This is a genomic window from Stutzerimonas stutzeri, assembly GCF_024448935.1.
GTDB classification, from domain to species: Bacteria; Pseudomonadota; Gammaproteobacteria; order Pseudomonadales; family Pseudomonadaceae; genus Stutzerimonas; species Stutzerimonas stutzeri_AO.
Map to the genome: position 1 here is coordinate 1 of NZ_JAMOIE010000251.1, position 880 is coordinate 880.

Genomic DNA, 880 nt, shown 5'->3' on the forward strand with positions numbered 1-880 from the left:
CGGTGCACGAAGAACTTGGCCGGTGTAACGTCGAGCTGCTCGCTGATGTCTTCGCCGATCTTGACCAGCTCGCCGCCACACTGGCCGCAGGTGCAGGTCTCGGGTTCGTGACGGTGTTCGATGCGCGGCAGGTGTTCCGGCAAGGGCTGGCGACCGGCGCGCGGGCGCTGGGTGCGCAGCTGCGGCACCTGTTGCTCGACTTCGGCCTCGATGGCGGCGCAGTCGGCGTCAGCCGTCTCACGGAACAGATCGCACTGCTCCGGCGACAGGGCTTCGTTTTTGACGCCGAAACGAATGCGCCGCAGGTGCGCCAGTTCAAGGGTCAGTGCCTGAATCTTCAGGGCATCGCGCTTGGCTTGGGCGCGCAGCTTTTCGGCCTCGGCGTGTAGCGGTAGGACGGCGGCAACGACGCCTTCCTGCTGGGCAGGATCGAGGTTCAGGGCGGCGAGTTCGGCGGTTAAAAGCATGCGCTAATTCTACCGAAAATCCGCCTGAAAGGCCCGTAAATACTGGCTTTCAGGCGTTATTTTTCACACTTTCCAATGCCCCATCGGACGCGCCTCGAGGCGTTGCCAATCGACGCCGGCGATCAGCCATTGCCACTGCGCCTGAGTCAAGGTGAACAGCCTGTCGTCGGCGCTGGGCCAGCGGAAATGGCCTTGATGCAGGCGCCGTTGACTCAGCCACACACCGGTGCCGTCCCACTGCAACAGCTTGAGCCGCGAGCCGCGCCGATTACGAAACGCATAGGCCGTGCCATCGCAGGGCGGGCGCCCGAGCGCCTGCTGGATGTGCGCCGAAAGCCCGTCGATCCCCAGGCGCATATCGACCGGCTCGACCACCAGCCACACCTGGGCCGGTATCAGCATCAGGCCATCCC

2 protein-coding genes are annotated in these 880 nt (G+C 64.5%); both read right to left on the reverse strand.

Annotation, left to right across the window (positions count from 1 at the left end; genetic code table 11):
• A partial coding sequence (locus tag NA637_RS25180; RefSeq protein ID WP_256075369.1) for an IS66 family transposase zinc-finger binding domain-containing protein occupies positions 1 to 467 on the reverse strand: 467 nt, incomplete at its 3' end.
• Positions 468 to 530: 63 nt separating this feature from the next.
• Positions 531 to 880 (reverse strand): IS66 family insertion sequence element accessory protein TnpB (gene tnpB, locus NA637_RS25185; protein WP_256075370.1); only part of this gene is annotated, 350 nt, incomplete at its 5' end.